This is a genomic window from Streptomyces sp. NPDC001848, from assembly GCF_042891915.1.
Taxonomy (GTDB): Bacteria; Actinomycetota; Actinomycetes; order Streptomycetales; family Streptomycetaceae; genus Streptomyces.
The window spans coordinates 351,567-374,645 of record NZ_JBIATP010000003.1 but is presented as its reverse complement, the minus strand read 5'-3'; the positions used below and the strand labels follow the sequence as shown (position 1 = coordinate 374,645).

Genomic DNA, 23,079 nt, shown 5'->3' with positions numbered 1-23,079 from the left:
GGCCTGTTGGGCGGTCGGTCGGCCTGTTGGGCGGTCGGTCGGCCTGCCTGGCGGACTATCGCCTCTGTGGCAGGCCGACGTGCCGAAGGCCGCCCGTGCCCGGGCCGGCGCAGGCGCCCGTCGCGCACGCGGTGAGCCAGGCGTCGAAGTCGGCGTCGTAGCGGGCGCCGATCCCGGAGGCATACACGGCGTGGCCGCCCGGGTAGTCGCCGACCCGGAAGCGGGCGAGCATCCGCAGGATGTCCGCCGGGTGCTTTTCGAACATGTAGCGGACCGCGAGGTAGCCCCACGGGTAGGTGCGGGTCACGTCGCTGTTGGCGTAGGTGCTCTGGAAGAGCGTGCTCAGTGTGTAGGTGTGCCTGCCCGCCTCGGTGACCGCCTGGTCGTCGGTCATGCCGCGGTAGCTGTAGGAGACGTATTCGGCCAGGCCCTCGATCCACCAGACGTCCGGTACCGCCGTCTGCTGGGAGAAGTCGCCCTTCATGTCGTCGCGGGCGTCCAGGTAGTGCGTGTACTCGTGGTTGAGGTTCCAGATCCGGGCGGTGAAGCCGTCGTCGTACTGCTTCTGGTACATGATCGAAATCGGCTGGTTGCGGGGGTCGGCCGGATCCCCCACCAGGGTGATGCCGCCGTTGTCCGTGCTGACGCCGAAGATCGCCCCGGCGTAGGTCCGGTAGTCGGCGCGGTCGGCGAACACGACGAGCTGGACCGTCGATTCGTACTGACCGGGTATCGGTCCCTCGTCCTTGACGAGGGCGTGGAAGTACGGGTCCTGGCCGGCCAGGCTCGCGCACGTGGCGTCGAGGTCGGCGGCGGTCAGGGCCTGCGCCCGGATGGTGTGGGTCGCGTCGCAGGCGTGGGTGACGGGCAGCGCCGCCTTCGCCAGCCGGCCGACGAGGTCGCAGACGCCGTAGTACGAGCAGTGGGCCTTGTCGTAGGAGTCCACCTGGGTCGCGACCGCGACCCACAGCCCGGCGGTGGGCCCGGTGATCCGGGACGCCTTCAGCAGGCCCTTGGCCAGCGGGCGGACCGTGGCCCGGAGGCCGGGGTGTTCGATGTGCCGGGCCAGGTTCATGCCCGCGTTGGAGTCCAGGTAGGCACGGTCCGTCCGCAGCAGGTCCCGGTGGCCGAGCGCGAACGCGTGGAGGGTGTGGAGGATGCGCGGGTCGGCGGTGACCGCGTCGACGTAGGCGGGGTTCCAGTTTCCGCGCCAGAGGGGCGTGTAGACGTCGTTGACGGCCGCCACCATGCTGGCGACGGCGTCGTAGGAGCTGTCGTACCCGCTCAGCACCCTGCGGTAGACGTTCAGGTAACGGGCCTGCAGGTCGGCACTGTCGGTGAGGATGATGACGTCGCCCAGGACGTCGCCGTTCGCGGAGCTGACATCCCTGGCATGCCGGCGGGCGAAGAAGGCGTCCAGGCCCCGGGCCGTGGCCGTGGCCAGCGCCGTGCCGTAGGGGCCGACATCGGACGGGTTGTTGAACTGCACGTAGTAGCCGGCACGCAGGAACAGGACGAGTTGCCATATGCCGGCCGAGTTGTCGCCGCTGTATCGCCGCGCCGCCTGCGTGAAGGCGCCGGCGACCGTGACCATCTGCGGTTCCCGGAAGATCGCGTGCGCGTCCGTACCGGTGACGGCGAACAGGCTGTTGACGCACTCCACGGTCGAGGTCGCGACGAACGCCACGAGTGCGGATCCGCTCCTCCCGCCGAAGTCGGCAGGGGTGCAGGACCTCGCTGCGGGTGCGGCCTCGGGCCCGGCGACCGGGGCAGGCTCATGCACGGTTGACTCCGCTCGCAGGGGCGGGAGCCGGTCGGGAGCGACCCGTCGGCCCTGCACGGCCCGCTCCGAGGCGCCGAAGTCCGACCCGGTCGGAGGCGGCGTCGTGTTGCGGGGGGCGGCGACGGCGTCGTCGCGGGCCGGCGGCGGCGCGGCGAGGGCCGGTGTCGTCAGGAGGCCGACGACGGTGGCACAGACGGCGAGGGCGCCGACCACACGTCTGGGCAGGGCGAAGCGGTAGCGCATCTGGGCTCCTTCACGGATAGATGCGCCTCGGAAGCGGTGATGAGGCGTGAGAGGCACCTTCTCAAGGCCGATGGTGGGGCACAATGGGGTGTGACATAGCACATTGCACCGACGGAGGCATAACACCTGACGTGCCTCCGACCTGACGTGCCTCCGAAGTGGCGTGCCTCCGAAGTGGCGTGCCTCCGAACTGACATGGCATCCGGCCGGGTCCCCGCCGGGCCTATCTCCCGGTTACGCTCCACGTCCGCGCAGCCCACGTCCTCAGGTGCGGAGAGCGAGCGACGAGATCCCGGTAGGCCGTGGTGGCGCAGACGTACAGCGTCTCGGCCAGTTCCTCCGGAACCCTGTCGCGCCGCCAGGCCAGTACGTAGCGGCACCACAGCGGTGTGCCCGTCAGGGGTTTGACCAGCACGCCCGGCGTCGGCCGGAGGGTGGGCTGCACCAGGGACACCCCGAGCCCGTCGGCGATCATGCGCTGCAACTGCGTCCGGTCGCCGAGGAATTCGTGCACCACCGCCGGTGAGAAACCGGCCGCCTCGCACGCCGCGTAGAACACTCCCGGCCAGCCCGCCCCGTCGTCGGGTGTCACGAACCAGCCCTCCTCCGCGAGGTCGGCGAGCGCGACCTGGAGGTGATGTCCGAGCCGGTGACGAGCCGGCAGCGCCACGAACGTCGGCTCGGTGACGATCCCGCGATGTGCCACCGCGGCCGAATGGCGCAACTCCCTTCCCGGGTAGTCCGCGGCGATCGCCGCCTCCACCACGCCCTCCTGAAGGAGTTCGACGATCCGGGAGGACGCGTACACGCTGCTCACCGTGAGGGACATGTCCGGCAGCCGGCGTCTGACCAGGGCCGCCATGCCCGGCAGGATCGGCGAGTTGGTCGCGGCCACGCGCAGGGTCCGGCGCGTTCTCGCAGTGCTGCCGCACGGACGGCGCCCGATCGCCGCCGCGCGGGCCAGGACATCCCGTGCCCGGGCCACGATCTCCACGCCGTACGGCGTGAGCCGCACGCCGGCCGCCCCGCGCTCAAACAATTGCTCGCCGAAATGGCGCTCGATGCGCTGGAGTTGGGTGCTCAGGGCCGGTTGCGAGTACCCCAGGTCCGCCGCGGCCCGACCCACGCTCCCGGCGTCGGCGATCGCGCACAGCACGCGCAGGTGCCGAAGCTCCAACTCCATCGGCTCTCTCCCCTCCGCGTCACCGACCCCGGTGGTACCGGCGGAGGGGAAGCGTTCCATCGCTCCGTCCCACTCACAAGACGGTGATGAGCCCAGGTCGTTCAGTCCCGCGCGGGCGTCAGTTCGGCGAGGAGGACGGTCCGGTCGTCCGTGCCGTCGGTGGCCGGTGTGTCGTGCAGCAGCCGCCGGCCCAGCGCTTGCAGGGCGCCCGGGTCGGTGGAGTCCCCGGACGCGGCGGCGTACGTGTCCAGGAGGTCGGCGAGGGCGGCGATGCCCTTGTCGATGTCGGTGTGGCGGGACTCGACCAGGCCGTCGCTGTAGAGCAGCAGCAGCGCGGGTTCGGGCACGTGCAGCACGGTCGGTTCGTAGGTGCCCGTGCCGACGCCGAGCGGCAGGCCGGCACTGGTGAGCGCCACCGGTGCGGCCCGTCCGTCCGGGCCTCGGATCAGCGGGGGAGGGTGGCCGGCGCCGACGAACGTGCAGGTACGGCGTTGCGCGTCCCACTCGGCGTACATGCAGGTGGCGAAGGAGGCACCGGGGGTGTCGCAGGCGAGTGCGTCGAGCCGGCGCATCAGCTCCGCGGGCGTGATGTCGAGGCCCGCGAGCGTGCGTACGGCCGTACGCAGCTGGATCATGGCGACCGCCGCCTCCGGGCCGTGCCCCATGGCGTCCCCGACGACCAGACCTGTACGGCCACCCGGGCGGGGCAGGACGTCGAACCAGTCGCCCCCGATGATGTTGTCGTGTCCGGCGGGAAGACAGCCGTGCGCGATGCGGCAGCCCTCGAACTCCTGCCCGGTGGCGGGCAGCAGGCTTCGCCGGATGGCCAGCGCGGTGCGGCGCTCACGCTCGTACCGGCGCGCGTTGTCCAGGGCCACGCAGGCCCGCGCGGCCAGCGACTCGACGGCGGCGGCCTCGCCGGGCCGGAAGGGGGCCCGGTGCGGCCCACGGCTGCCGACGATGAAGCCGACCGCGGTGCCGCGCAGGTGCATCGGCACCACGAGGAAGGAGACCGTCTGCAGGAGCCGGTTGATCCGGGCTACGTCGCCGCCCGAGGAGGTGAGGCGTTCGGAGGTGTGGGCGTCGACCGCGTCGAGCAGTTGCGTGCGCCGGGTGGCCAGGGCGCGCGCGTAGGGCGTCTCGCGTGGGAAGACGATCACCTCGCCGACCGGCAGTATGCCTTCCCAGTCCTCCGCCGCGTCCGTGCCCACGCGCAGCGCGAGACGGCGGGCCTCGATCTGCGGCGGGTCCGCGACGGCGTAGGCGTTCTCCTCGACGAGCCAGCGCTGCAGCAGGTACACCGATGCCGCGTCGCAGAACCCGGGCGTCAGCGCGTGCACGACATGACTGCCGGTCAGGTGCAGATCGAGCTCGGAGCCGATGACGTCGGCCGCGGGGGAGAAGGGGAGCCGACGGGGCGAGTTCGCGGCCGCCCGTGCTTCGCCGAAGTGGCTGCGCGCTTCGTTCCGCAGGGTCGTGCCTTTCCGGGTGGTGGCCGGGTGCGGCTGGGCGGCAGGGGATCGCCTCGCCGCGTGGTCGCTTGCAACTATATGATGGAACATCAAGATCATTACGAATGGGGGGAGTTGCCGGTGCCGGCTGACGAGGGTCTCCCGCAGGGCGTCGATCCCGACAAGGCGAGCGTCGCCCGGATGTACGACGCCATGCTGGGCGGGCAGCACAACTTCGCGATCGACCGGGAGGCGCTGGCCGCGTTCACCGCCATCGATCCCCAGGTGCGCACGCTGGCGCGGGCCAACCGCGCCTTTCTCCGGCGGGCCGTGCGCTTCCTGATCGGGGCCGGGGTGCGGCAGTTCATCGACCTCGGCTCGGGCATTCCCACCCAGGGCAACGTCCATGAGGTGGCGCAGGAGGCCGACCCCGGAGCACGGGTCGTCTATGTGGACAACGACCCGGTGGCCGTGGCGCACAGCACTTCCCTGCTCGCGGACAACCCGCACGCGGACATCGTCGACGCCGACATCCGGCGGCCGCAGGACGTCCTGTCCTCGCCGCAGGTGCGGAAGCTGATCGACTTCGAGCAGCCGGTCGCCGTACTGATGATCACGATCCTGCACTTCATCTCGCCCGAGGAGGACCCGGCCGGCCTTGTGGCCGCCTTCCGGGACGCCGTCCCCGAGGGCAGCTGGCTGGCGATGAGCCATGCCACCAACGAGGACCGGCCGGACACGGCCGCCGCCGTGGGCAAGCTGTACCGGTCCCGGGCGACGTCACCAGTCACCGCGCGCTCCCGCGACGAGATCCTCGCCCTCTTCGACGGCTTCGACCTGGTGGAGCCAGGCCTCGTCCACGTACCGCTGTGGCGCCCGGACCCGCAGGACCCGGTGCCGGACAATCCGCGGGAGTTCTGGGTGTACGCGGGCGTCGGCCGCAAGGGCCGCTGAGGGACCGCGGCGACCGCAACCTTGACTTCGAGTGCACGCGAACGCCTAGCGTGCACGGCAGGGCTCACCCGGAAAGGCCGCCGGCGGACGGCGCCGACGGCTGTTCGTCACGTGGGCGCGCGCCGGACCTCGGTGCATACCGGACCTCGCCGCGTGCCTGACCTCCTCGCGGCATGCCGGACCTCCGGGATGCCGATGCGTCGGATTCGCTGCTCCATGGAGCTGAGGAGGCCCGTGCGGCCACGAGACCGCGCCCGCACGGTGAGCCTCGCGCTTCGCTCGCGACCCGCGAAGCCAAGGACAGCAGCGCCAGAAAGGGCTGAGACGCACATGAAACAGCGCAGGCTTCGGGACCTGGAGGTTTCCGCCATCGGTCTCGGCTGCATGGGGATGTCCGCCTTCTACGGCACCGCCGACGAGGACGAGGGCATCAGGACCATCCGGCGCGCTCTCGAGCTGGGTGTCACATTCCTGGACACCGCACAGCTCTACGGCCCGCTCACGAACGAGACGCTGATCGGCCGCGCGATCAAGGGGCACCGCGACGAGTACGTGATCGCCACCAAGTTCAACTACCGGATGGACGACGCCGTCCCCGGGGACATCAGCACCATCGGACGACAGGACGGCTCGGCCGAGCACGTGCGCAGCTCCGTCCACGGCTCCCTCAAGCGGCTCGGGACCGACTACATCGACCTGTACTACCAGCACCGCGTCGACCCGAACGTGCCGATCGAGGAAACGGTGGGGGCCATGGCGGAGCTGGTCGCGGAGGGCAAGGTACGCCACATCGGCCTCAGCGAGGCGGGGGCGGAGACGCTTCGTCGGGCGAACGCCGTCCACCCGATCGCCGCCGTGCAGACCGAGTACTCGCTGTGGTCGCGCGACCCGGAGACCGCGGTGCTGCCCACCTGCCGTGAGCTGGGGATCGGGTTCGTCCCGTACTCGCCTCTGGGGCGCGGCTTCCTCGCGGGCCGGTTCACCTCGCCGGACGAACTCGACGAGGGCGACTGGCGGCGCTCCGGCCCCCGCTTCACCGGGGAGAACCTGAAGGCGAACCTGAGGCTGACCGAGAAGGTGAAGGAGATCGCCACCGAGAAGGGCGTGACGCCGGCGCAGCTCGCCCTCGCCTGGGTGCTCGCGCAGGGTGAGGACCTGGTCCCGATCCCGGGCACCAAGCGCCGCACCTACCTCGAACAGAACGCCGCGGCGGTGGACGTCGAGCTGACGAAGGACGACCTCGCCAGGATCGACGCCGAACTCCCGCCGCCGGCGGGCGACCGCTACGACGAGACGGGGATGGCGGCCGTGGATCTCTAGAACGGCGGCCGTGGATCTTCGAGGTGTCCCCTGGGGTGGCCCCCTGTCACACGGGTACCCGGTGGTGACCGCCGGTGCGGCGGCGCATCGGTGCCGTCGTGGTGGGGACCGGTGGCGGATGGGCCACCGGGGTGGGCGACCGTGAGGAGGAGCGACCGTATGAACGCCACGGACGACCTTCCCGTTCTGCGGACCCTCGACGAGCTGGGGGCGCTGGTGGTCCGTGACCCCGACCTCTATGTCCGCTGGTCGCGTGGCCCCTCCGCCGATCTGGGCAACGCGAAGAGCAGGGACGACCTCACCGGTGTCCCGATGCCGGGGCTGTCGGCCAACCCCCTCGGCGTCGAGCCCTGGTGGGGGGACCGGCCCGTCGAGCTGTGGGTGGCCCGGCGGCTGCACGACTACTCGCACCTGCCGCGTGAGAAGGGGGAGGGAGTGCGTCCCTGGGTGCTGCGGGGCCGGGTCGAGGGACGCGGACCCGACAACGAGCCGCTGGTACGGGACGTGGAGCCGGTCGGCTGGGTCGACGAGAAGGTCATCAGGGAGGCCCAGACCGAGGTCGACCGCCAGTCCGGCTGCTGGGGACCGCTGCGCCGCGACGACGGACGCTGAGCGGCCGGACGCGTGGCGGGGCCCCCGGCCCGGTGGACCGGGGGCCCCGCCCGTGGGCGCGTGGTGCGTCAGCGCTTGAAGATGTCCTTCGCCTTCTCCTTCATCTGGCGCATGTCGCCCTTCGACTTCTTGCCTCGACCTTCGGCCGTCATCGACTCATTGCCGAGCGCACGGCCGAACGTCTCCTTGATCTTGCCCTTGGCCTGTTCGAACTTTGCTTTGGCCTTCTGTTCTCCAGCCACCGTTGCTCCTCCACGTCGCATGTCGACCGGGGGGGTCACTCACCACGTCGAGTGATCGGTGGTGCGTCACCCAAACATGGTCGGGCGACGAGCGCCGTCCTGGCGCGTCTCCTGCCGCTTCCCATGACGGCTGTCCTGATGTGTGCTATGACCGCTGTCATAGCCGGGTCGACCCGGGACGACGCGTGGAGGCCGCATGGTGAGTGACGTTTCCTCCCGGCTGATGTGGGAGCTGGTGGAGCCGGTGCACAGCCTTGTGTACTTCACCCCGGAGGCGCGGCAGGCGGCCGACGAGGCCGGGATGCGCGGCTTCTGGATGGGCTACTTCGGTTTGCGCGCCGCACCGCTCGGACCTGTTTCCGCGGCGGTCGTGACCAGCAGCTTCTACGTCTTCCACCCCGACCGGGTGGCGCGGGCGCTGCCCGACGCGTGGCGGTACGCGACACCGTCCGACCTGCTGGCGGCCAGGGAGCGGGCGGTGGACCGCGCCATGCGGCGGCTGTACGGGGAGGAGACCGTGCACGGCGAGCTGATGGCTCGGGCGGCGGATCTCGCCTGGGACGCGGCCGAGGCGGCCGACACCGCGGGACGGGTGCTCGGCGCGGCCAACCAGGCCCTGGACCGGCCGGCCGAGCCGCATGTACGGCTTTGGCAGGCGGCGACCACGCTCCGCGAACACCGCGGTGACGGACATGTCGCCGTGCTGGTGAGCCGCGGCATCGGCCCGGTCGAGGCGATGGTGCTCAAGGCCGCCGCGGGTGAGTCGGACGGCGCCTTGCTGCGTGAGGGCCGGAAATGGGACTCCGCCACCTGGCAGGACACCGAGGGGGTGCTGCGGGAGCGCGGGTGGCTCGATGGCGACGGCCGTCTGACCGACGCGGGAGCGGCCGAGCGCCACGCGATCGAAGAGGCGACCGACGCCGCCGCGGAGAGCCCGTGGCGGGCGCTCGGCCAGGACGCCACCGCACGACTGGCCGAACTGCTCGCCCCGCTGGCCCGGAAGGTGGTGACCTCGGGAGTGATCCCGTCCGGCAATCCGGTCGGGGTCACCGGCGCCGGGCTGAGCGGCCCCGCGTGATCGCGGCCGGTCTGCGCCGCCCCCCGGTGGACGGCGAGGTGCGAGATCAGTCCGAGCGGGCAGTCCCGGCCGGATCAGTCCCAGAGGGGATACGTGACCACGCGTCCGAACCCGTCCGGCCGGCCGTCGGTGTAGGTGAGGCTCATCCGGGTGTAGTGCTGCAGCTGCGGGTGCTTCTTCCAGGGCTGCGGGTGGTCGAGCCGCACCGTGACCGGATACGAGTGGAACCTGCCCGCCGCGCAGTACGGCTTGCAGTCGTTGACCATGTTGACGGCCTCGGCCACCGCCGAGCTCGGCCCCCACTGCGACCAGCGGACCGAGGACAGGAGGCTGTTGCCGTCACCGCAGGCGATCATGAAGGCGCCGGGGCGTACTTCCGGTCGCCAGAAACAGTCGACGACGACGGGGTGCCCGGACTGCCGTGGCACGGTGTGTGCGGCCGACGGCGCCGTGGCCGGGGCGGCGGACGCCGTGCCCATGACTGCTGCCAGCGATGCGGCGGCACCGAGCATGACCGCCTTGGTGACTGTGTGATTACGCATGTCCGCTCCCGCCCGTCCGTCTCGGGTGTCTCCGGACTCCCGTGCCACGCTACGACCGTGCCAGGGGGTCGCACCACTTCTACCCAGTTCGCCGGATTCATCCCCCGTCGGTCGGTGCGAACGTCACCTCCGCCGTGCCGACCGTTCCGCCGCGGCGCCCGGGAGCGCTGTGCCAGTTCCAGTACAGGTTGGTGTGCGCGATCACCTGCTCCGGGGACGGCGCACCGTACTGCGTCAGGTCCTCCGTCGTGTGCGCGTCACCGACGAGCGTCACGTCGTAGCCGCGGACGAAGGCGCCGTGGAGGGTGGAGCGTATGCATCCGTCGGTCTGGGCACCGGTGACGACGAGCCGGCCCACCGCGCGCTCGGCGAGCACCGTCTCCAGCTCGGTGTCCTCGAACGAGTCGCCGTAGCGCTTGTGGACCAGGGGCTCGTCATCGAGGCGCACCAGCTCCGGCACGTACTCCCAGCTCTCGCTGCCCGGCTTCAGATGGTCGTCGGAGTGCTGCACCCAGACCACGGGCACGTCCTCCTCGCGGGCCCTCGCGACCAGCGTGCCGATGTTCGCGATGACGCTGTCGCGACGGGGCGTGCCCGCCATCACTCCCTTCTGGACGTCGATCACGAGCAGCGCGGTGTTCGGCCGGTCGGGCAGGGTCGTCATGGGGACTCCGTTGTCTCGTCTGCGTCGGGGATCCTTGTGCCGACGACCACAGTAGGACGGGACACTGACAACGGACCCCGGATCGCGCCTCGGGTCCTCGCGTCAGCCCAGCAGCGCGGCCAGACGGCGCCAGCCCGCCCGGGGAAGCGAGTCGTGGGGCCGGCCGTCGACCACCTGGAGGGCCACATGGTCCGCGCCCGCCGCCAGGTGGGCCTCGATCCGCTCCCGGATCCGGTCGTCGTCCCCCCAGGCGAACAGCGCGTCGACCAGCCGGTCGCTGCCGCCGCCCGCGAAGTCGTCCTCGGTGAAGCCGAACCGGGCGAGCGCCTTCGTGTAGTTGGGCAGCCCCAGGTAGACGGCGAGAGCGTCGCGCGCCGTCGTGCGGGCGCGATCCGGGTCCGTTTCCAGGACCACCTTGGTCTCGGGAGCCAGCAGCGGGCCGTCACCGAGAATCGCCCGCGCCTCGGCAGTGTGGTCGGTGGTCACCAGGTACGGGTGCGAACCGGCGGCGCGGTCGCGGGACAGCTCCAGCATCTTCGGTCCCAGCGCGGCCAGCACACGGCGCCCGGCCGGCACGCCGGCGGCGTCGAGGGCGTCCAGATAGCCGACCATGTCCGAGTACGGGCGGCGGTACTGGTCCGCCAGTTTCGCGTGGCTCACGCCGAGCCCGAGCAGGAACCGCCCCGGGTGGGTCCGCTCCAGCTCCGCGACGCTCGCCGCCGTGTCGCCGGCCTCGTACTGCCAGATGCTCTGGATGCCGGTCGCCACGACGAGCCGCGAGGTCGCCTCGATCAGCGGCACCGCGTGGCGTACCGCGCTGCTGCCGCCCAACCAGACGGCACCGAAGCCGAGTTCCTCCAGTTCGGCGGCGGCGTCGGCCAGTTCGCCGCGCCTGGCCGGATCCTCCGGGCGCAGCCCGATACTCCAGATGCCGTACCGTCCGACGGTCTCCTTCAGTGAGCCCACGTGGTCCGTGCCGGTGACGTCGCCCATCGGTTCCTGTCCCTCCGTAGCCGGTGTTGCGCGCTGCCCACGCACCACTTGATCACAGCAGAGCCCAACGGCCGCCCGATGCGGCGTATTCCACGCCGTGTCGCTCGGGGATCCGCGCCGCCTCTCTGCGGCCGCCCCGTCGCGACAGGGGCCGAAGGTCCCTCACGAGGGGCCGAAGTGCCCCTCTCGTCGCTCCGCGGCCGGTGTGACGGTGAAAGGTGAGCCGTTCCGGAGCGGGACGAAAGGCGGTGGGGACCATGGAGCCGCCTCTGGTCGTGGGCGTCGACGGATCGGAGTGCAGCCTCGTGGCGGTGGACTGGGCGACCGACGAGGCGGCCCGGCACGGTCTGCCCGTACGGCTCCTGTATGCCTCCGCCGGTGACAGCGACAAGGACGACGTGCCCTCGGATGCCATCCTCGTCACCGCCACGGAACGCGTCCGGCGCCGCAACCCGCGGGTGCGGGTCACCGCCGACGTCCTGTTCGAGGATCCGGTGGAGGCATTGCTGCGCGCGGTGCACCACGCCTCGGCCGTGGTGACGGGCAGCCGTGGCCGCGGCCGGCTGACGGGGTTGCTCCTCGGCTCGGTCAGCCTCACCGTCGCGGGCCGTGCCAGCGGGCCGGTGATCGTGGTGCGCGGCGACAAGGCCGGCCTGGAGGGCACGCACGACCGGATCCTGCTCGGCGCCGGGGAGCCCGGCACGAGCGGCGCGGCGGTGCGGTTCGCCCTCCGCGAGGCCGAGGTGCGGCACTGCGTCCTGGACGTGATCCGTGCCTGGCGCCACCCCGCGCACCGGCCCATGGACCACCCCCTGCTGACCGGGGACCCGGCGCACTTCTGCGAGGAGCGGGCGGCCACCCTGATCGACGCCCTGCTCCAGGACGCCGTGGCCGACCATCCGGGGGTCCGGGTGCACCGGACCACGGTCGAGGGAACCGCCCGCCGGGTTCTCCTGCGCCGCTCGGCCGCCGCGGACCTCGTGATCATCGGTGTCCGGCGCGGGCACGACCGCAGGGACCTGGGCCGGGTAGCCCACACGCTGCTGCACCACGCCGAGTGCCCGGTGGCCGTGGTACCGGAGAGGCACTGACCGGCGGAGCGGGGACGTTCGGGTCCCCCGGCAGGGGCTGTTCGGCCTCAGCGGCAGGGGAGCGGGCGCGGTGGACTGGAGGTGTCGGCGCAAGGCGACCGCGCCCGCTGGGGACACGGAAGGCCGATGCCCGGCAGATCGAAGGCCGAGCACGACGCGTGATCGCCCCCGGCGCCGCGCGCCGAGTTTGGACGGTGACATCGTGAACGCAAGGCAACGGCTCGCGGAGGGCGTACGCACCCGGCGCGGTCGTACGGTCACCGTCTCCGGGTTCACGCCCCAAGGAATGCCCGCGAACATGGGACGCGTCGTGCTCGGCATCACCTGCGAACCCCGTGACCGAGGCGAGACCCTGGCCTCGCTGACGCCGGAAGAGGCCCGGCGTGTCGCCGGACTGCTGCTCCACCAGGCCGCCGTCTTCGCCCCGCGGGTCCCGGGCCCGCCGGGTCACGCGGACGCCGTGCCGATCACCGCGGACGCGTATGAAGTACGGCTGCGCGGACACATACTGGCCGTGGACCAGCCGGTGCCGGACGGCGGCACCGACACGGCACCCACCCCCGTGGAGCTCCTCGTGGCGTCGCTGACCGCGTGCGTCGCGCACTGCGCCGGCCGGTTCCTCGACCGCCACGACCTCAGCCGTGAGGGGCTGCGGATCGAGACCGAGTTCCGTACGGCGTCCGGCCGGGCGCCCCGAGTGACCTCGCTCCGCCTGCGGGTGCGCGCGCCCGCGCTCCCCGCCGCACGACGGGACGCCCTGCGGTCGGTGGTGTCCCGCTGCACGGTCAGGAACACACTGACCAGACCACCGGAGATCGTCATCGCCCTGCCCGACGACGGGATCAGAGGGGCTTCGCCGGCCAGTCCAGCAGACGGGCGCCGATGACCGCCGTCTGGAGCATGTAACGGTGGGCGGGGTCGACCGGATTCGCACCGGTGAGCTTGTGGATGCGTGCCAGCCGGTAGGTCAGGGCGCGCACGCTCAGTGACAGACGGCGCGCGGCCTGGGCGGCCACACAGCCGGTGTCGAAATACGCGGTGAGGGTCTGAAGGAGGGGCTCCGCGCCACCCCGGGCCGTGGTGAGCGGGCCCAGGGTGCTCACGACCAGGTCGGCCATCGCCTGGCGGTCCCGGGTGAGCACGGGGTAGACCAGCAGATCGGCCGCGTGCAGCACCGGGTCGGCCAGGTCCATGCGGTCGGCGAGGTCCAGGACGCCGAGGGCCTCCTCGTAGGACTGCACCACGCCGCCGGGACCGGGCTGCGCCCGCCCTATGGCGATCCGGCCCCCGCCGACGGCCGCGTGCGCCTGCTTGGCGAAGTGGGCGAGGACGTCCTCCTGGTCGCCCGGCGCGATGCACAGCAGACGGCCGTCCTTGGTGGTGAGCAGGATGTTTCGGGCGCCGAAACGGGTGATCAGGGAGCTCTCCACCTGGCGCGGTACCGGGTCGGCCTCGTCGTAGGCGGTCGGGCCCTGGGCGACCGCGACGGCATGGGCGTGCGCGAGGCGCAGCCCGAAGCGTTCGGCACGCTCGGCGAGACGGCCGAGGTCGCTGCGGCCGTAGAGAAGGTCGTCGATGAACTCCCGTCGCGCGGCCTCCTCCTGACGGACCGCGAGGCGCTGCGCCCGCTCGTAGCCCTCGGTGAAGGCGTCGATGGCCTGTTCCACGGCCGCGAGCACGCCGTGCGCGGTGCCGGGGGTACCCGGCCAGGCGGTGCGCGTGGCGGTCAGGTGCCCACTGACCAGGGCGCGCAGGCCGACTCCCGCGTCGGCGGCCCGCTCACCGAGCGTACGCCGGGTGTCGATCTCGTCGCGGGTGAGGCGGCGGCCGGTGGCCGCCACGTCGGCCAGGAGCCGGGTGTAGCCCGTCAGATATGTCTCGACCGCTGCGCGACCCCCCATGCCTCCCCCTGCCTCTCCCGTGCGCCTGACACGTCGTTGACGCCTTCCTGACGGCGTCGGGCAGGCAGACAGTAATGAACATTGCCGGGAACCGGCAACGCGAATACGGTCTGCGGCCGTGCACGATGTGCGCAGGGGAGCACCACGGAGGTCCCGGTGCCGGACACCGGCAGGTGTCCCGCACCGGGACTCGACTCACGGCGGCCGCGAGGCTCACACGGCGAGTTCCTTGCGGATGCGGTCCAGCATGAAGGCGGAGGACTCTCGGGCCCGTTCCTCCCGGGCGAAAACACAGGCGGTGGCGACGCCGTCGAAGTCCATCTCGCGCAGGGTGCCGAAGAAGGCGTCCCAGTCGCCCTCGCCCTGACCGATGTCGAGGTGCTGGTGGATGCGGGCCGGGGTGCCGGGCGGGTTGAGGATGTAGCGCAGGCCCGACGATCCCTTGTGGTTGAAGGAGTCGGCGATGTGCACGTGCCGGAGCTTGTCGCCGGCGTAGCGCATCATCGCCGCGATGTCCGCCTTCGGGTCGGTGCCCGAGAGGTGGAAGGAGTGCGGGGCGCAGTACAGGTAGTTCACCCAGGGCTTGTTGATCGCGCGGACGAGGTCGACCGCCGGGGTGTTCTCCTCGCAGAAGTCGTCCGGGTGGGCCTCCAGGTTGAGGGCGATGCCCTCGCGTTCGAAGACCGGGAGGAGTTTCTCCATCGAGCGCCAGAACGCGGCCTCGCTCTCGGCGGCCCGCTCCGGGCGGCCGTTGAACTCCGAGTTCATCAGCGGACATCCGAGGTCCGCGGTGATCTCGATCATCCGCTTCCAGTAGCGGACCGCGGCCTGCCGCTCGGCCTCGTCGGGAGAGGACCACTTGTACAGCGGCAGCACGGAGGACAGCTGGACGCCGTGCGTGCGTAGGGAGTTCTTCAGCCGGGTGACGCGCTCGTCCTCCGCCCGCGGGTGCAGGAAGAACGGCATGAAGTCGTCGCGCGGCGACAACTCGATGGGGGTCCTTGAGGTGGTCGAAGCGCTTGCTCGTGGCGCGCGGGGTGATCACCTGCGCGGAGACGATCTCGTCGTCCAGCAGCCGGCGCAGCACGTCGATCTCGTGCACGGCCGTGTCCTGCGCGGCCATGGCCGAGGTGTAGGAGTCCGGCACGGTCGGGTTGCGGTGGGCGCAGTGCACGATCAGCGGGGCGCCCAGGGAGCCGGAGGCGATGACCTCCTTCATCCGGCGGTAGCCGGCGGTGCCGATCTGACCGGTCATCAGCATCGGACGGCGGTTGACGCGGCCCAGCAGCCAGATGCCGACGAAGGTCGCCAGCACCGAGATGACGCCGTCGGCGATGTTCGCGGTCAGGGCGCTGTCGGCGGCGAAGCCGGCGTCGGTCAGGATCTGGGTGCCGTAGTACATGATCGTGTTGACACGGGTGATCTGCTGCACGATCGCGATGCCGAAGCCGACGAACATCAGCTTGCGCACCCACGGGGTGGACGTCATGTCGTGCCGGCCGCCGAGCTTCTCCTGCTCCTGCCTCACGGCGAGCGCGGAGACCTCGGCGAGTTCGGCCTCGGCCCGCTGCCGGGAGCGCACCTGCTTGAGGACTTCCAGAGCGTCGTTGAACCGGGCCTTGGAGGCCGGCCAGCGGGGGCTCTCCGGCATGACGAGCATCCCGAACCAGAGCACCACGGCCGGGATCGTGGCGATGACCAGCATCCAGCGCCAGATGCCGCCGGCCTCGCTCCCGACGTTCGCGATGATCGCGTTGGAGGTGAAGGCCAGCAACTGCCCGCTGACGGTCATCAGTTCGTTACGGGTGACCAGTGCGCCGCGCCGCTCGGCGGGGCAGATCTCCGCGAGGTAGACCGGCACGGCCACCGATGCGCCGCCGACCGCTAGGCCGAGCACGAAGCGCGCCACGATCATGACCGCGGTGGTGGGGGCGAGGGCGGCACCGAGCGCGCCGACGAAGAACAGCACCGCGAGGGTGAGGATCGTACGGCGCCTGCCGCGCGCGTCCGACAGACGGCCGCCGGTGATCGCGCCGAGCGCGGCGCCCAGCAGCAGCGAGCTGGTGACCAGGCCCTCGGTGACCGGAGTCAGGCCGAGGTCCTTGCTCATGTAGGGCAGGGCACCGTTGATGACACCGGTGTCGTAACCGAAGAGCAGCCCGCCGAAGGTGGCGATGACGGTGATCAGCCGCAGCCGCCGGGAGACGGCGGTCGGGGCGTCGGCCGTGGGGGCGTCGGCCGTGAGGGTGGGGGTCTGAGTCGCGTCGTCCCTGACTGCCGTCCGGCTCTGCCAGCCCTTGAATCCCCGCGGTTTCTCAGTGATCGCTCCGCCGTCTCTCCGCGGCGGTTCTCCGCGGCCGCTTTCCGCGAGCCCCTGCGCCCCGCCCTTTCCTCCTGACTCACTTCTTCAGCGCATGTCGGCGCCCGCCGGCGTGTCGTCGAGGAAGCCTCCTGACTGGTGCTCCCACAGCTTCGCGTAGGCGCCGGCCGACGCGAGCAGTTCCTGGTGCGTGCCCTGCTCGACGATCCGTCCGCGGTCGAGGACGACGAGGCGGTCCATCCTGGCGACCGTGCTCAGCCGGTGCGCCACCACCAGCGCCGTCCGCCCCTCCATGAGCCTCCACAGAGCCTCCTGGACGAGGATCTCGCTCTCGGAGTCCAGCGCACTGGTCGCCTCGTCGAGCAGTAGGATCGGCGCGTCGCGCAGGATCGCCCTGGCGAGGGCGACCCGCTGGCGCTGCCCGCCGGACAGCTTGACGCCACGTTCGCCCACCAAGGTGCCGAAGCCGTCCGGCAGCGCGTCGGCGAACTCCGTGACGTGCGCCGCCTCGGCGGCGCGGCGGATCTCGGCCTCGGTGGCGTCCGGACGGGCGAACGCGATGTTGTCCCGCAGCGTGCGGTGGAACATCGCCGGGTCCTGCGGCACGTACGCGATCAGGCTGCGCAGGTCGCTCTGGCGCATTCTGCTGATGTCCTGACCGCCCATCAGGATGCGTCCGCCGTCGATATCCGTCATCCGCAGCAGCAGCCGGGTGAGCGTGGTCTTGCCCCCGCCGGACCGGCCGACGAGACCGAACTTCGCCCCGCTGGGCACGGCCAGGTCGAGTCCCTCGAAGAGCGGCTCGGCGCCCGCGTGGGCGAAGGTCACCTTCTCGAACCGGATGTCGGCGCCCTGGGGTCGCAGCGGCTCCGGCGAGACCGGGTCGAGCACGGTCGGTGGCGTCAGCAGCAGTTCGGTGAACTGCGCCGCCTCCGTCATCGAGCTCTCCAGGCGGCGGTAGATCTGGTTGAACTCGAACATGATCCGGGTCGCGTTGGTGTAGTACGTGAAGGTCACCACGACCGCTTCCACGCCGTGCCGGCCGGCGAACACGATCGCGAGCAGCAGTCCCAGCGCGTTGGTCAGCACGGACATCGGCGCGACCAGCGTGTCGATGCGGAGGTTGCCGTAGTCCCATGAGCGCAGCGAGAGCCGTCGTGACTCCGCGACGCGGGACCGGTGCTCGGCGGCCTCGCGTTCCTCGGCGGCGAACGCCCGCACCGTGTCCATGTTCATCAGACTGTCGGCGACGTGGCCGGAGACCCGGGCGATCGCCTCCTCACGCTGGTGCACGATCGCCTGACGGCGCCGGATGAGGGGCGCCACGCACAGCGCCGTCAGCGAGATCATCGCCAGGAGTCCCACGACGAGCAGTGGTTCATAACGCCAGAGCACCACAGAGCCGAACACCAGCGGCACCAGGCTGCCCACCACCGAGAAGGTCAGCGTGTCGACGAACTCCTCGAAGCGGGAGGCGAAGCTCAGGACGCGCTTGGTCAGCGACCCGGCGAAGTTGTCGTGGAAGAACGCGGCGTCCTTGGCGAACAGCTGGTCCATGCCGATCACGTACAGGCGCTCGATGCCGAGGGCGTCGACGCGGTTCAGGCAGTGCATGCCGATGCGCCACAGCGTCTCCGCCAGCAGCAGGACACCCGCGAAGCCGAGGACGTAGGGCAGCGCGGAGCCGATGGACACGCCGGCATCGTCGGCGATTCTGCCGACCAGCATCGCGACGACCAGCGGCGCGACGTAGTTGATGCCGATGTTGCCCATGGCCGGCAGCAGCATCGCGGGCACCGTCAGGCGCCGGAGCCGGGCCAACTCCCGGCTGTAGTAACGAAGCGCGAGGAGCACCGGGCCGCCCCCCGGCGAACCGTCGCGCGGTCCTAACGATCCCATCGCACCCCCGTGGTGTCGTACGGCGGCCCGCCGCCCGCTTCTTCGAGAAGCCGTCTTTTCACTGGCCGCGCGGAGCTTCGGTTCGAGTGGGCGCCCTCGTTCCGGGCGCGTTCCGGCTAGGTGGCATGGAGACTGAGCCCCCACGCAATGCCGGTGACGCGTTCGCGAGTGCGAGGAGGTCAGGAACCGACAGTGTCGCGCGACGGCGCCCGCGGAGTCCAAGCGATTTTCTCAGCCGGCCGCTGGGCGGTGCACCGGGCGCGTGCTGCAGATTCCCGGCGGCATCAGGAGCAGCACGCTGGAGAACGCGCCCCCGGTGACGGGTTTCACAGATCTAGTTTATTGTTCAACCAACTGGGGCGTGCGTAGCTTGGGTGGCGCCGAAACCCGGCACATTTCGATCGTTCGCAGTCGCAGACCAGGCGACTGTGCAAGGAGAAGACCATGGGAAAGCTCATGCGGCGTATCGCGACCGGGGGTGTCTCCGCGGTGTTCGTCGGAAGCGCTCTCCTCGCCCTCGGCGGACCGGCCACCGCGGCCACCCCGCGGGCGGACAACCACTCCATCGTCACGACAGTCGCCGTCCAGGACCTCAGGGCCGTCGCCGTCCACGGCGGATCCGGAAACCGGAGCGACGGCCACCGCCATAACGGTGAACGTCACACCCACCGCCGTCCCGTCGATCCGTGGATCGCGGACCAGCTCGCCGTGTTCGCGGACCCGTGGATCACGGATCAGCTGGCGCTGTTCGAGTCTTCCGCCGCGGTCACCGCAACCCCCTGAGACCTCGGCACTCCCTGACCGGCCGGGGACTCACGAACCGGTGGCGGCGAATCCGTCCCGAGCGTGGTCGAAGACGGGGCGATGGGCGTCTCCCTTCACGTCCGGGGCCGAGAGGTGGATGTCGTACTCCCGGCCGCCCTCCCGGCCGTAACCGAGATCGACGGCGCGGAACGCGCGGACGCGTCCTTTGAAGGTGAACTCCCACACCGCCGCCGGCTCCGCCGGAACGTCGTCTGCTGCATGCGCAGCCTCCGGTACGTCGGGTAGTTGGCCTTCGTGTTCCTCTCGATGTCCAGGAAGTGCGATTCCGGGTTCGCTCCGGCGGGGTCCACCGTGCCGATCGTGATGCCGGCCAGACCCGTCGGGTCCGTGTAGGCGACCTCGTCACCGGTGCGCGGGCCGGGCTTCCAGCCGTCCGGGATGGGGAGCGAGACGCCGAGTCGTTCGTCCCTGACCTGGTGGTAGCCCTCGGGCACGGGCGACGGAGCGTGGGCAGGAGTGGCGGCGGGTCGCGATCTGCTCGGCCGAGCCGGTACCGGCCGGCGACGAGCCGCCCCTTGTCCGACACGGCGTGCCCTCCGCCAGTTCAGTCCGCTTTCGATTCGGCCGTCACCATAACCGTCCCCGGTGAAGGCCCGCGGGCAGCCCCTCGTCAGGCCCGACGCGGACGGCCTCGGCCGCGCCGAGGAGTCGGGCGTCGGTGGCAACGCCGCGTAGGGATGTTCGTCGGCGAGTCGTCGGGGCGGCGGTGTTCGCGGGCTCCTGATCAACCGCCCGGGTTGTACGTAATCAAGCGGATTGACCCGTGGTGTGCGGTGCAGTTGCATCCCGGTGAGCCCTCGGGGCGGGCCCGGGGGGAGGGGGAGAGCCGATGAGACGCATGCTGTGGGGCGCGGGCCTGGCCGCCGCCCTCACCCTGGCCGCCGTCCCGGCGCACGCCGCACCGGCCGAGGCCGCGCGCGCCGGCACCCGCACCGGCGGTGTCGACCGGATCAGCACCGGCGCGGACGGTGCCCAGCTGGCCATGGCGTCGCGGGACGGGAACGTGAGCGCGGACGGCCGGTACGCGGCTTTCGGGACACTCGGCCCCGGCGAGGGGTGCCCGGCGACCTTCTCCACCTGCCTCTACGTCAAGGACCTGCGCACCGGGGCCCTGACGAAGCTGCCCGGGACCGGCGTCTACGCGGGCGGTGCGATCATCAGCGCGGACGGCCGCAGGGTCGCCTTCGACACCGGCAACCGCTTCATGAAGCCGTACGTCCACGACCGCGCGACCGGCGTGACGCAGCCGTTGTGGCCCGCCGACCCACCGTCCGGCATGAGCTACGAACTGGGGCACGTCGCCGCGATCAGCGCCGACGGCGACCACGTGGCGTACACCGTCGGCAACCGGAACGGAAGCAGCAGCTCGCCCTACCTGTATGTGCGGGACCTGGCCACCGGCACCGACGACCTGATCACTCCGGTGCCGGAGGGCAATGTCGTCGGTGCACGGCTCAGCGCCGACGGCAGGCGGGTGGCCTATGGTGTGCACAACGGCGACCGGACGGCCGTACAGGTCAAGGACCGGGTCACCGGCACCGTCCGCCGGATCGACGTCGCGCCCGACGGGACGCCGGCCGACGACGTGTCCTTCGTCGTGGGGTTCTCCGCCGATGGCCGCCGGGTACTGTTCGACTCGTGGGCGACCAACCTGCTGCCGGGCGGCCCCGCGCCGCACGACGAGCAGGCCTACGTGGCCGATCTGCGCACCGGCCGGATCGAGCGGGTCGGCGCCCCAGGAGACGTGGCCCAGGCGGTCGACGGCGGCTGCCGGTTCGTGGTGGTGAAGGAGCACGGCGCCCTGCCACCGGAGGAACAGGGCGACCTGGTGCTCGTCGACGTGCGCACCGGACGGCGCGAGACGGTCGCGCCGTCCGCCGCCTCGGCGACCGCCGTCCCCGGTGCCGTCACCCGGCACGGCCGCGCGGTCCTGTTCACCTCGGCAGCCGCCGACTTGGTACCCGGCGACACCAACGGCGTCTCGGACGTCTTCGAACGCCACCTCGACCGACGCCTCCTGTGACGCGTCTGTGACTGGAGGAGTGGCTTCCGCCACAGCCTGATCGCAGTGGCGCTGATGGGCTGGACGGATGCGCAGAACCACCACCGATGTCGCCGTGACCACCCTCGCCGCAGCGGCCGCCCTCATCCTGACGGGTTGCGGCGCGGAGAAGGCCGACTCGCGCGGCGACGGAACGACCCGGACCGACGTCACCGACGGTCCGGGACGGATCAGCGCCGAACCGTTATGCCCGTCCGACCGTCCCCGGTACGGCGCCGAACCCTCTGGCGCTCCGGCCCCCGGCGGCACCGGTCGTCCCACGGGTACGCCGCTGCCCCTGCCCGGCGGTGAGGGCGTGGCCAAGGACGGTGTGCGGATCACCGGCCTGCCCGCCTGGGCCCGTGACCACCGCGGAGGCTGTGACGTTTCCTCGCTGTCCGCGGAGTTCGAGGTCACCAACCGCGGCACGGCGCCGATGATGTACACGATCACGTTCGGGTTCCCGTCCGGCTCCGGTGGCGCGATCGACACCACCGAGAAGACCGTGCCGTCCGTGCGGCCCGGCCAGACCTTCAAGGGCGCCGTCCCCCTGGGACACCTTCCCGGAGACATGAAGAACGGGGCCCGCGTCGAGGTTGCCAAGGTGCGCAGCGTCCCGGTCGACGAAGCGCCCTCCGCGTCCGGACCCTGCCCGGCCTCGGGGCTGCGTCTGTACGCCGACGACGGTGACGCCGCCATGGGCCTGCGCGTCGTGGGCCTGCACCTGGAGAACTGCGGCGCCGACCCCTATCGTCTCGACGGCCGTCCGCAGCTTCAGATCCAGGACGAGGGCCACGGTCGCGTCGACGGCGTGAGGATCGTCCACGGCGACGAGATCGCCTCCGGCGCCGGAACCGAGGGTACGCCCCAGCCGGTGACCCTGAAGCCGGGGGAGCGCGCCCACGCGGAACTCGTGTGGCGGAACACCACCCAAGCCGGAACTCCGGTGAACGCACCGTACGTTCGTGTGTGGGCCAGGCTCGGCGCACGCCCGGTGATGGTGATCCCGGAGCTCGATCTCGGCACCACCGGGATGCTCGGTGTCGGACCGTGGACGAAGGACACGGCATCGGGCCCCATCGGCGCACGGCCGTCCACTGCACCGTCCGTGCCGTGACACCGTCCTGGCATCGGCGCCGCGGCCACGCCGGCGGGCGGGCGACGCCGCGCTCACCCGCCCACCGGCTCTCCCTCAGGAGTTCGAACACTCCTTCCACGCCAGGTGATACACGGTGCTGATGTCCCCGTCGGTCGAGTCCATGGTCATGAAGCTGACCTTGCCGGGCGCGGACGTGCCCGCGGCGACCCGAAGTTCGGTGTTGATGTTGAAGTTGCGCTGGACTCCGCAGGGCGCCCAGACGAGCTGGGCCCAGTCGGTTTTGTCGGTCGCCTGCCAGTTGTCGTTGTAGGGGCCGTTGAAGGGGTGGCTGCGGTACGCCGTGTTCGAGGAGCCCTGGAAGTAGTACGAGGCCCGCTGGGTGCCGCTCGCGCCCTGCTGGAGCGAGGCGAAGCCGCGGTAGTCGGCGCTGGCGATGGCGTAGGTGAAGCCCTGGGGAACGTGCACGACCAGGTTGAGCTGGCAGTTCCTGCGGAAGGCGGTGGGGTCGGAGTTCCCGCCGGCCTGGGCCAGGTAGTCGCTGTAGGTCACCGTGAAGGCGGTGTTGTCCTCCGAGACGGCCACGGCGGTGGTGCCCTGGGGACAGCCGGAGCCGTTGACCGTGGCGACGTCGATGACGATCTTGTCCGGGGGAGGGTCGGTGAAGACGGGGGAGCCGTGCTGCGCCGGAATCGCGGTGGCGAGAAGAGCGGCGATCGCGCCGCTCAGGAGCAGTCCGCCGGCCATGGTTCTCCTTCGTTCGGTGGGGGTGACCATGCGCGGTGGTCATGAGCACGTCAACCAGCGCGCCTGCTCCCGGTCTGTGGAGAAAGCAGTGGAG

20 protein-coding genes and 3 pseudogenes are annotated in these 23,079 nt (G+C 71.3%); 9 read left to right on the top strand and 14 right to left on the bottom strand.

Translation table 11 applies throughout. The annotated features are described in order from the left end of the window. Positions 1-55: 55 nt before the first annotated feature. From ACFYZJ_RS07920 to ACFYZJ_RS07910, 3 genes are all read right to left on the bottom strand, one after another. A complete protein-coding gene (locus ACFYZJ_RS07920) occupies positions 56-2,026 on the bottom strand; it encodes a collagenase (protein WP_388564034.1) in 1,971 nt (656 codons plus the stop codon). Between the two features lie 223 nt (positions 2,027-2,249). Then, positions 2,250-3,209 carry a LysR family transcriptional regulator gene (locus tag ACFYZJ_RS07915; protein ID WP_388564032.1) on the bottom strand — a complete coding sequence of 320 codons (960 nt, stop codon included), beginning with the start codon at positions 3,207-3,209 and terminating at the stop codon, positions 2,250-2,252. Between the two features lie 101 nt (positions 3,210-3,310). Then, positions 3,311-4,771: a PP2C family protein-serine/threonine phosphatase gene (locus ACFYZJ_RS07910; RefSeq protein ID WP_388564030.1), complete on the bottom strand. Its 1,461-nt coding sequence runs from the start codon at positions 4,769-4,771 to the stop codon at positions 3,311-3,313. 30 nt (positions 4,772-4,801) lie between these two features. Here ACFYZJ_RS07910 and ACFYZJ_RS07905 point away from each other — a divergent pair, with 30 nt between their 5' ends. The 3 genes from ACFYZJ_RS07905 (at position 4,802) to ACFYZJ_RS07895 (ending at position 7,546) form a co-directional block, all read left to right on the top strand. Further along, on the top strand, positions 4,802-5,614 hold the full coding sequence (locus ACFYZJ_RS07905) for an SAM-dependent methyltransferase (protein WP_388564028.1): 813 nt from the start codon (positions 4,802-4,804) through the stop codon (positions 5,612-5,614). A 330-nt stretch (positions 5,615-5,944) separates the two neighbouring features. Next, complete coding sequence (locus ACFYZJ_RS07900) at positions 5,945-6,934, top strand: aldo/keto reductase (RefSeq protein ID WP_388564026.1); 990 nt, start codon at positions 5,945-5,947, stop codon at positions 6,932-6,934. A 159-nt stretch (positions 6,935-7,093) separates the two neighbouring features. Then, positions 7,094-7,546 (top strand): DUF6098 family protein, encoded by a 453-nt coding sequence (locus ACFYZJ_RS07895; protein ID WP_388564024.1) that lies wholly within the window; start codon positions 7,094-7,096, stop codon positions 7,544-7,546. A gap of 68 nt (positions 7,547-7,614) precedes the next feature. Here ACFYZJ_RS07895 and ACFYZJ_RS07890 read toward each other — a convergent pair whose 3' ends face one another. Then, the gene (locus tag ACFYZJ_RS07890; RefSeq protein WP_103839713.1) at positions 7,615-7,788 is read right to left on the bottom strand and encodes a CsbD family protein; all 174 of its coding nucleotides are present in this window, start codon (positions 7,786-7,788) and stop codon (positions 7,615-7,617) included. A gap of 196 nt (positions 7,789-7,984) precedes the next feature. Here ACFYZJ_RS07890 and ACFYZJ_RS07885 point away from each other — a divergent pair, with 196 nt between their 5' ends. Further along, positions 7,985-8,866, top strand: a complete 882-nt coding sequence (locus tag ACFYZJ_RS07885) for a hypothetical protein (RefSeq protein ID WP_388564021.1) — start codon at positions 7,985-7,987, stop codon at positions 8,864-8,866. A 74-nt stretch (positions 8,867-8,940) separates the two neighbouring features. Here the strand turns inward: ACFYZJ_RS07885 and ACFYZJ_RS07880 are convergent, their stop codons facing one another. The 3 genes from ACFYZJ_RS07880 to ACFYZJ_RS07870 all read right to left on the bottom strand — a co-directional run bounded on the left by ACFYZJ_RS07880 (position 8,941) and on the right by ACFYZJ_RS07870 (position 11,065). Continuing rightward, positions 8,941-9,408, bottom strand: coding sequence for a hypothetical protein (locus tag ACFYZJ_RS07880; RefSeq protein ID WP_388564019.1), 468 nt, complete (start codon positions 9,406-9,408; stop codon positions 8,941-8,943). Positions 9,409-9,505: 97 nt separating this feature from the next. Further along, positions 9,506-10,072, bottom strand: a complete 567-nt coding sequence (locus ACFYZJ_RS07875; RefSeq protein ID WP_388564017.1) for a cysteine hydrolase family protein — start codon at positions 10,070-10,072, stop codon at positions 9,506-9,508. Positions 10,073-10,174: 102 nt separating this feature from the next. Further along, positions 10,175-11,065, bottom strand: a complete 891-nt coding sequence (locus ACFYZJ_RS07870) for an LLM class F420-dependent oxidoreductase (protein WP_388564015.1) — start codon at positions 11,063-11,065, stop codon at positions 10,175-10,177. Between the two features lie 257 nt (positions 11,066-11,322). Between ACFYZJ_RS07870 and ACFYZJ_RS07865 the strand changes: the two genes are divergently transcribed. Both ACFYZJ_RS07865 and ACFYZJ_RS07860 read left to right on the top strand, forming a co-directional pair. Next, the gene (locus ACFYZJ_RS07865; RefSeq protein ID WP_388564013.1) at positions 11,323-12,156 is read left to right on the top strand and encodes a universal stress protein; all 834 of its coding nucleotides are present in this window, start codon (positions 11,323-11,325) and stop codon (positions 12,154-12,156) included. Positions 12,157-12,358: 202 nt separating this feature from the next. Further along, positions 12,359-13,042 carry an OsmC family protein gene (locus tag ACFYZJ_RS07860; protein WP_388564012.1) on the top strand — a complete coding sequence of 228 codons (684 nt, stop codon included), beginning with the start codon at positions 12,359-12,361 and terminating at the stop codon, positions 13,040-13,042. Here the strand turns inward: ACFYZJ_RS07860 and ACFYZJ_RS07855 are convergent. The 5 genes and pseudogenes from ACFYZJ_RS07855 to ACFYZJ_RS07835 form a co-directional block, all read right to left on the bottom strand. Beyond that, a complete protein-coding gene (locus tag ACFYZJ_RS07855) occupies positions 12,999-14,057 on the bottom strand; it encodes a PucR family transcriptional regulator (RefSeq protein ID WP_388564010.1) in 1,059 nt (352 codons plus the stop codon). The genes ACFYZJ_RS07860 and ACFYZJ_RS07855 overlap by 44 nt on opposite strands. A 213-nt stretch (positions 14,058-14,270) precedes the next feature. After that, a pseudogene (locus ACFYZJ_RS07850) lies at positions 14,271-15,050 on the bottom strand (sugar phosphate isomerase/epimerase family protein); the annotation flags it as partial. 85 nt (positions 15,051-15,135) lie between these two features. Continuing rightward, positions 15,136-15,276: pseudogene (locus ACFYZJ_RS07845) on the bottom strand (Gfo/Idh/MocA family oxidoreductase); the annotation flags it as partial. Between the two features lie 15 nt (positions 15,277-15,291). After that, a pseudogene (locus tag ACFYZJ_RS07840) lies at positions 15,292-16,380 on the bottom strand (sugar porter family MFS transporter); the annotation flags it as partial. Between the two features lie 84 nt (positions 16,381-16,464). After that, the gene (locus tag ACFYZJ_RS07835) at positions 16,465-18,276 is read right to left on the bottom strand and encodes an ABC transporter ATP-binding protein (RefSeq protein WP_388564008.1); all 1,812 of its coding nucleotides are present in this window, start codon (positions 18,274-18,276) and stop codon (positions 16,465-16,467) included. A gap of 444 nt (positions 18,277-18,720) precedes the next feature. Between ACFYZJ_RS07835 and ACFYZJ_RS07830 the strand changes: the two genes are divergently transcribed. After that, positions 18,721-19,059, top strand: coding sequence for a hypothetical protein (locus tag ACFYZJ_RS07830; RefSeq protein WP_388564006.1), 339 nt, complete (start codon positions 18,721-18,723; stop codon positions 19,057-19,059). A 95-nt stretch (positions 19,060-19,154) separates the two neighbouring features. Here ACFYZJ_RS07830 and ACFYZJ_RS07825 read toward each other — a convergent pair whose 3' ends face one another. Continuing rightward, positions 19,155-19,535 carry a hypothetical protein gene (locus ACFYZJ_RS07825; RefSeq protein ID WP_388564004.1) on the bottom strand — a complete coding sequence of 127 codons (381 nt, stop codon included), beginning with the start codon at positions 19,533-19,535 and terminating at the stop codon, positions 19,155-19,157. Positions 19,536-19,930: 395 nt separating this feature from the next. On the opposite strand from ACFYZJ_RS07825, the gene ACFYZJ_RS07820 reads away from it, so the two are divergent. Further along, positions 19,931-21,124: a hypothetical protein gene (locus ACFYZJ_RS07820; RefSeq protein ID WP_388564002.1), complete on the top strand. Its 1,194-nt coding sequence runs from the start codon at positions 19,931-19,933 to the stop codon at positions 21,122-21,124. Between the two features lie 67 nt (positions 21,125-21,191). Next, on the top strand, positions 21,192-22,259 hold the full coding sequence (locus ACFYZJ_RS07815) for a DUF4232 domain-containing protein (protein ID WP_388564000.1): 1,068 nt from the start codon (positions 21,192-21,194) through the stop codon (positions 22,257-22,259). A 75-nt stretch (positions 22,260-22,334) separates the two neighbouring features. On the opposite strand, the gene ACFYZJ_RS07810 is transcribed toward ACFYZJ_RS07815, so the two are convergent. Then, the gene (locus tag ACFYZJ_RS07810; protein ID WP_388563998.1) at positions 22,335-22,985 is read right to left on the bottom strand and encodes a DUF4360 domain-containing protein; all 651 of its coding nucleotides are present in this window, start codon (positions 22,983-22,985) and stop codon (positions 22,335-22,337) included. Between the last annotated feature and the right edge of the window lie 94 nt (positions 22,986-23,079).